At 72.2% G+C, this 7,763-nt stretch carries 6 protein-coding genes; 5 read left to right on the top strand and 1 reads right to left on the bottom strand.

The features are described 5' to 3' along the window. The 5 genes from V7793_RS29275 to V7793_RS29255 all read left to right on the top strand — a co-directional run. On the top strand, nt 1-1,372 hold a 1,372-nt coding region (locus V7793_RS29275), incomplete at its 5' end, for a glycoside hydrolase family 47 protein (RefSeq protein ID WP_336012006.1). A gap of 132 nt (nt 1,373-1,504) precedes the next feature. Then, entirely contained in the window at nt 1,505-3,109 is a 1,605-nt protein-coding gene (locus V7793_RS29270) for a D-alanyl-D-alanine carboxypeptidase family protein (protein WP_336012004.1), read from the top strand. A 226-nt stretch (nt 3,110-3,335) separates the two neighbouring features. Next, nucleotides 3,336-4,364: an L-threonine 3-dehydrogenase gene (tdh, locus tag V7793_RS29265; protein ID WP_336012001.1), complete on the top strand. Its 1,029-nt coding sequence runs from the start codon at nt 3,336-3,338 to the stop codon at nt 4,362-4,364. 77 nt (nt 4,365-4,441) lie between these two features. Next, nucleotides 4,442-5,641, top strand: a complete 1,200-nt coding sequence (locus tag V7793_RS29260; RefSeq protein WP_336011999.1) for a glycine C-acetyltransferase — start codon at nt 4,442-4,444, stop codon at nt 5,639-5,641. Between the two features lie 74 nt (nt 5,642-5,715). Further along, nucleotides 5,716-6,630 (top strand): LysR family transcriptional regulator, encoded by a 915-nt coding sequence (locus tag V7793_RS29255; RefSeq protein ID WP_336011996.1) that lies wholly within the window; start codon nt 5,716-5,718, stop codon nt 6,628-6,630. 27 nt (nt 6,631-6,657) lie between these two features. Here the strand turns inward: V7793_RS29255 and V7793_RS29250 are convergent, their stop codons facing one another. Beyond that, on the bottom strand, nt 6,658-7,305 hold the full coding sequence (locus V7793_RS29250) for a DUF4352 domain-containing protein (RefSeq protein ID WP_336011994.1): 648 nt from the start codon (nt 7,303-7,305) through the stop codon (nt 6,658-6,660). Nucleotides 7,306-7,763 lie beyond the last annotated feature (458 nt).

The raw sequence follows: 7,763 nt of genomic DNA, 5'->3' as shown, positions 1-7,763 counted from the left end.
CGCGCACACCACGGCGGCCGCGCCCGGGCGGCGCAGGAGGCTCCGTGCGGACCGGGAGAAGGCCGACGAGATCCGGGCGGAGTTCGTCCACGCGTGGGAGGGCTACAAGCGGTTCGCCTGGGGGCACGACGAGGTCCTCCCGGTGTCAGGCCGCTACCACGACTTCTTCGCCAGGAACCACCCGGTGGGCCTGTCAATCATCGAGGCGCTCGACACCCACTACCTGATGGAGCTCGACGCCGAGGTCGACCGCTGCACCGACTGGATCAGGAACCACCTGGACTTCGACGTCGACGCCGACTTCCAGGTTTTCGAGTGCACCATCCGGCTGGTGGGGGGCCTCCTTTCGGGCTACCTCGCCACCGGGGAGAAGGTCCTGCTCGACCGGTGCACCGACCTGGCCGACCGGCTGCTGCCCGCCTTCACCTCGTCGCCCACCGGCATGCCGTACCGGTACGTCAACCTGCGGACGGGGCACGTTTCCGGTGCGACGCTGCCGCTGGCCGAGATCGGCACCAACATCCTGGAGTTCGGCGTCCTCTCCCGGGTCACCGGCGACGGGCGGTACCGGCAGGCGGCCGAGCGCGCCCTGCGCGCGGTCGTCGAGCGACGCTCCTCGCTCGACCTGCTGGCCACCCGGCTGGACGTCGGGACCGGCCGGTGGGCGGACCGCGACAGCGTCGCCGTGAACCCCCCGGCGGACTCGTTCTACGAGTACCTGTGGGGCGCCTGGCTGATGTTCCACGACAAGGACTGCCGGGACTGGTTCAGGATGTTCACCGCCGCGATGCGCAAGCACCAGGCGGAGCGCGTGGACGGCAGGCTCTGGTTCAAGCACGTCGACTTCCGCACCGGGAAGCTGATCAGCCGGCGCCAGTCCGCGCTGGCCGTCGCCGTCCTGCCGGTCGGCGGGGACAACGACCTCGCGGCGGACTACTACCGTTCCTGGACGGCCGTCCTGGACAAGTACGAGGTCATCCCCGAGGAGATCGACTACGCCCGCCTGCAGGCCCTGAGCCGCCGCAACGACCTGCGTCCCGAATACGCCAACTGCGCCTTCCAGCTGTGGTGGCAGACCGGGGACCCGTACTACCGGACGACGGCCTGGCAGTACTTCCGCAACCTCAGGAAGCACCACCGCGTCCCGGGCGGCTACACGGTGGTCACCGACGTCACCCGGCAGCCCAAGACCAAGGGCGACCACTGCCCCGCGTATGTCTTCGCCGAGAACTTCAAGTGGCTCTACCTCACCTTCGCCGGCGCCCCGCGGTTCGACTACGAGCACGGCTGGCTCAGCACGGAGGGCAAGGTCCTCGAGGGCTTCCGGAAGGCGAAGAGAACCACGGACGCAGAAGCCGGCAAGGACGTGTGAGCCACGGAGGGGCGGACCGGCCACACCCGCATGCTCATCGGATCGGCATATTGATGGTGGAACCCCCGGGTATGTCGCACTCGTCTAGCACATCGGTTCGATGGCGAGTGGTGACGATCTGAGGAGACATTGGTGGCAGGCGAGTCCCCCGGCGTGGCGGAGCGGAAGAAGGAGCCGGAGGAGCCGGCGACGCAGCGCCCGGAGCCCGCGGAGCAGACGGCAGTAGGGGAGCCCGGGGCGCCCGCGGAGCAGAAGGCACCGGAAGAGCCCGAGGCAGCCGCGGAGCAGCAGGCACCCGCGGGCCGGGAGGCAGCCGCGGAACGGCAAGTGCCCACGGAACGGCCCGCGCCTGCGCCCGTACCCACACCCGTACCTGCGCCTGCACCCGCACCCGCACCCGCGCCCGCGCCCGCGCCCGCGGAACGACGAACGGCCACGGAGCAGCCCGCCCCGCTCGATCTGCTCGCGCAGCTCACCAACCGCCCCGCTCCCCCGCCGTCGGCGGCCCGCACCGTGACGCGGCGGCTGAAGATCTGGGCCCCGCTCGTCCTGCTGCTGGCCGTCGTCCTCGGCGTCGTCCAGCTGCTGCGGCCGCTGCCGGATCCGCGGTTCACGCTCGCCGGGGACCCGTACACCTTCACCGGCGAGGCGTTCTCCATGCCGTGGCCGGAGGAGGGCCAGGCGGCGGCCAGGGTCGTGGGCGTCGGCAGCCTCGGCACGCACGGCGAGCAGAAGCCCGTACCGACGGCGAGCGTCGCCAAGGTCATGACCGCGTACGTGATCCTCAAGGAGCACCCGCTCAAGAGCGGGGAGGAGGGCGAGCGGATCACGATCGACGCCACGGCGGCCAAGGAGGCGGGCGCCCAGGAGGAGTCGCGCGTGGAGGTCTCGGAGGGGCAGACCTACACCCGGTTCCAGATGCTGCAGATGCTGCTGATCCCCTCCGGCAACAACATCGCGCGGCAGCTGGCCCGCTGGGACGCGGGGTCGGAGGACGCCTTCGTGAAGAAGATGAACGAGGCGGCCCGGGACCTCGGCATGGACGACACGACGTACACCGACCCCAGCGGGCTGGACGCGTCGACCGTGAGCACCGCCGCGGACCAGGTCAAGCTGGCCGAGGAGGTCATGAAGAACGACGTCCTGCGGAAGATCGTCAGGATGCCGAACGCCGACGTCCCCGGCCTGCCCGGGCGGATCTACAACAACAACGACGACCTGCTGGTCTCCAACCCGGGCGGGCTCGGCATCAAGACCGGGTCGAGCAGTCCGGCGGGCGGGACGCTGATGTGGGCGGCGAAGCGGACGATCGAGGGCAAGGAGCGCCTGATCGTCGGCGCGACCATGGCCCAGCGGCAGCCGGGCAGCAACGACGCCAACGCCCACCTGAAGGTCGTCAAGGAGCGCAGCTACAAGATGATCAAGGCAGTGCAGGACGCCCTCGCCCCCGCCACGGTGGTCCGGAAGGGTGATGTCGTGGGGTACGTGGATGACGGCCTCGGCGGCCGGACGCCGGTCGTCGCCACCGCGGACCTGCGCGCCGTGGGCTGGGGCGGGCTGAAGGCGGAGCTCGAACTCACCGCCGGCGGCAAGGGCATCCCGCACGCGGCCGCGGCCGGCACGGAGGTCGGGGCGCTGGCCGTAGGAACCGGCCCGGGCCGGGCGCAGGTGCCCGTCGCGCTCCGGAAGGACATGGCGGCACCGGGCGCGGGGGCCAAGCTGACCCGCCTCGGCTGAGGGCCCTCATGAGGCCCGTGAGAGGCCCTCGCGAGGATGCGCGAGGGCCTCTCACGGGCCTCTCGCCGTGCCCGGCGCGGGTCCTGCCGTGACGGCCGCGCGCACCGTGTGAAGTTCTGCTGTTGCCCGGCTTAAGAAAACCTCGATGGACTTCACGGTCACCACTGGGCACATTGGTGCGCGCAAAAGAATCACGCGTCACCTCACCACGCCTGGAGCCGCAGCCATGAAGGCACTCGTCAAGCACAAGGCCGAGCCCGGGCTGTGGCTCATGGACGTCCCGGAGCCGGAGTACGGCCCCGACGACGTCATGATCAAGGTGCTGCGCACCGGCATCTGCGGCACCGACCTGCACATCCGCTCCTGGGACGGCTGGGCCCAGGGCGCGGTGAAGACCCCGCTCGTGCTCGGTCACGAGTTCGTCGGCGAGGTCGCCGCCGTGGGCGCGGACGTGCAGGACATCACGGCCGGCGACCTGGTCAGCGGCGAGGGCCACCTCGTCTGCGGCAAGTGCCGCAACTGCCTGGCCGGCCGCCGCCACCTGTGCCGCAGCACGGTCGGCCTCGGCGTCGGCCGCGACGGCGCGTTCGCCGAGTACGTCGTGCTGCCCGCCTCCAACGTCTGGGTGCACCGCACGAAGGTCGACCTCGACGTCGCCGCGATCTTCGACCCGTTCGGCAACGCCGTGCACACCGCGCTCTCCTTCCCGCTGGTCGGCGAGGACGTGCTGATCACGGGCGCGGGCCCGATCGGCATCATGGCCGTGGCCGTCGCCAAGCACGCCGGCGCCCGCAACGTCGTCATCACCGACGTCAGCGAGCCGCGCCTGGAGATCGCCCGCAAGGCGGGCGCGACCCTGGCCCTCAACGTCTCCGACGCCGGCATCGCGGACGCGCAGCGCCTGCTCGGCCTGCGCGAGGGCTTCGACGTCGGCCTGGAGATGTCCGGCCGGCCCGAGGCCATGCGCGACATGATCGCCAACATGACGCACGGCGGCAAAATCGCCATGCTGGGCCTGCCCGCCCAGGAGTTCCCCGTCGACTGGGCGAAGGTCGTCACCTCGATGATCACCGTCAAGGGCATCTACGGCCGGGAGATGTACGAGACCTGGTACGCGATGACGGTGCTGCTCGAGGGCGGCCTCGACCTCAGTCCGGTGATCACCGGACGGTACTCGTACAAGGACTTCGACGCGGCCTTCGACGAGGCCGCCACCGCCCGCAGCGGCAAGATCATCCTCGACTGGACCGCCTGACCCGCCCGGCCGCCCCTCCGCCGGGCGGCCGCCCCGGCCCGGCAGCCCCTCTTTTTCTTCCGTAAGGAGTCCCCCGCATGTACGCGTCCGTCCGCGACGACCTCCAGGCCACCCTCGACGAGATCCGCGAGGCCGGTCTCTTCAAGCCCGAGCGCGTGATCGGCACCCCGCAAAGCGCCTCCGTCCACGTCACGGCGGGCGGCGCCCCCGGCGACGTCCTCAACTTCTGCGCCAACAACTACCTCGGCCTCGCCGACCACCCCGAGGTCGTCGGCGCCGCCAAGGACGCCCTCGACCGCTGGGGCTACGGCATGGCCTCGGTGCGCTTCATCTGCGGCACCCAGGATGTCCACAAGGAGCTGGAGGGGCGCCTGTCGGCGTTCCTCGGCCAGGAGGACACGATCCTCTACTCGTCCTGCTTCGACGCCAACGGCGGCGTCTTCGAGACCATCCTCGGCGCCGAGGACGCGGTCATCTCCGACGCCCTCAACCACGCGAGCATCATCGACGGCATCCGCCTGTCCAAGGCCCGCCGCTTCCGCTACGCCAACCGCGACCTGGCCGACCTCGAGAAGCAGCTCCAGGCGGCGAACGAGGGCGGCGCGCGCCGCAAGCTGATCGTCACCGACGGCGTCTTCTCCATGGACGGCTACGTCGCGCCGCTGCGCGAGATCTGCGACCTGGCCGACCGCTACGACGCGATGGTGATGGTCGACGACTCCCACGCGGTCGGCTTCGTCGGCCCCGAGGGCCGCGGCACCCCCGAGCTGCACGGCGTCATGGACCGGGTCGACATCATCACCGGCACCCTCGGCAAGGCCCTCGGCGGCGCCTCCGGCGGCTACGTCGCCGCCCGCGCCGAGATCGTCGCCCTGCTGCGCCAGCGCTCGCGCCCGTACCTCTTCTCCAACTCCCTCGCACCGGTCATCGCCGCCGCCTCCCTGAAGGTCCTGGACCTGCTGGAGTCCGCGGGCGACCTGCGGGAGCGGCTGAAGGCCAACACCGAGCTGTTCCGCACGAAGATGACCGAGGCGGGCTTCGAGATCCTGCCCGGCGACCACGCCATCGCTCCCGTCATGATCGGTGACGCGGCGGAGGCCGGCCGGATGGCGGAGCTGCTGCTGGAGCGCGGCGTCTACGTGATCGGCTTCTCGTACCCGGTGGTCCCGATGGGCGCCGCCCGGATCCGCGTGCAGCTGTCCGCGGCGCACTCCACCGCCGACGTGGAGCGGGCCGTCGCCGCGTTCGCCGACGCGCGCGACGCACTGCGGGGCTGAGCCCCGGCACCCGGCGAGGACCCCGGTCCGGGGTCCTCGCCGGGGTTACCGCCCGTTCCTGGCAAAATGACGGGGTGATCGACCCCCGGCGGCTGCGCGTCCTGCGGGCCGTGGCGGACCACCGTACGGTGACCGCCGCGGCCGCCGCGCTGTACCTGACCCCCTCGGCCGTCTCCCAGCAGCTCGCGGCGCTGGAACAGGAGACCGGCCATGTCCTGCTGACCCGCAGCGGCCGCGGCGTGCGCCTCACCGCAGCCGGCGAGATCCTGCTGACCCACGCCCACGAGGTCGTCGCCCAGCTGGAGCGGGCCGAGGCGGAGCTCGCCGCGTACGCGGGCGGCACGGCCGGGGAGCTGACCGTCGCGGCGTTCGCGACGGGCATCGCCGAGGTGCTGGCCCCGGTCATCGGGCTCCTCGCCGGCCGTCACCCCGGCATCCGGCTCCGGGTGCGCGACGCCGAGGGCGACGCGAGCCTGCCGATGGTGCTGGACGGGGAGGCCGACGTGGCCCTCGCCGTCGAGTACCGGGGCGCCCCGCGGGAGGACGACCTGCGCCTGGTGCGCGTGCCGCTCTACGCCGAGCCCTTCGACGCCGTCCTGCACGCCGCCCACCCGCTGGCCGGCAGCCCCCGTGTGAGCCTGGACGAGCTGGCCGACAGCGACTGGGTCGGCCCCTACCCGGGCAACCCCTGCCACGACGTGGTGGTGCTGGCCTGCGAACTGGCCGGCTTCCAGCCCCGCCTGGTGCACTCCTCGGACGACTTCCGCGCCGTGGTGGCCCTGGCCGGGGCCGGTGCCGGGGTGGCTCTCGTGCCGCGCTCGGCGCTGCGCGGCATGGAGCTGAAGGACACGGTCGTCCGCCCCGTCGAGGGCCCGGCCGCGACCCGGCGCGTGTTCGCGGCGGTCCGCCGCGGCGCCGAGGACCACCCGCTCATCCGGCCGGTCCTCGATGCGCTCACGGACGTCGCGGGCTCGCTGTCCACCAACTGACGCCGGGCGTGCGGCCGGTGCCAAACGTCACTTCTTGAGGGTCCACTCACCCGTCTCGTTGCCGAAGCCGCCGTCCAGCGTGAACTGCACCTTCTCGGGCTTGGAGTTCTCCGGGACGGAGAAGACGACCCAGCCGAGGGACTTGGCGCCCTGGGCGATGTTCACGGTGACCGGGAACTTCGGGCCCTCGGTGACGCTGCCCATGGTCTGGGTGAAGGACTGGCCCTGCCCGTCGACGACCTTGGCACCGCTGGAGGGGCTGTCCGAGTAGGCGGCCGTGCCGGTGTTGACGAGCTCGAACTGGGCGGCGACCCAGCGCTTGCCGGCGGCCGGCTTCATGTACTTGTTGTCGCTGTGGGCCGGGTCGGCGAAGCCCTTCAGGGTGACGTCGAGCTGCTCGCCCGGCTTCTTGCCCTTGAGCGTGAGCTTGCCGCCGACGGTCTGCGCGCCGCCCTGGCCCCGGCCCTTGTCCTGCCCTTGGCCCTTGTCCTTGTCCTGGCCGCCGCCCTGGCCCGCGCCGCCCTGGCCCGGCGCCGGGTCCGACTGCTGGGGCGCGGGGCTCTTGTCGGCCGACGCGCCGGGGTCGGCCGCAGGGTCGGTGCCGTCGCCGTTGCAGGCGGTGGCGGTGGCCGCGAGCACGATGACGGCCGCGGCGGTGAGAAGCTGACGACGCATGATGAATCCCCCGTGATGGTTGGCTTGACGTGCACATTCTTACTTCAACCCGCGGCGGAATCCGTTCCCGGAAGGGCCGGACGGGGCTCCTGTGACAGTCGTGTGATCAACCCGTGGCATCGTCCCGCTCCCGTCCCGTTCCCGTCCCGGGCCTCGCCGCCCGCTTCCGCCCCGGTGCCGCGACGGCCCTCGCCCCCGGCCGGGCGGGCTAGGGTGGAGCTCGCGCGCCCCGGCGCGCGCCGACCGGAGATACCGGGCACGGGAACCGGCTGACGGAGGCGGTGTGGAGCAGCACGCACGGCGCACTCCGGCGCCGGTCGCCCTGTGGTCCCTGCTCGTCCTCCTGCTCGGCGTGGTCTGCGGTACGGTGCCGGCGGGTGCGGGCAGCACGCTCTCGGCCTTCCCGCCGGTCGCCCCGGCCGCCGTCGCCGCTTCCGGTACCGGCGCCGCCGACCAGG

The organism is Streptomyces sp. KLMMK (genome assembly GCF_036961605.1).
Classification (GTDB): Bacteria; Actinomycetota; Actinomycetes; order Streptomycetales; family Streptomycetaceae; genus Streptomyces; species Streptomyces telluris.
Note: the sequence above shows the minus strand (reverse complement) of the source record. Positions and strands in the feature narration are given on the sequence as shown.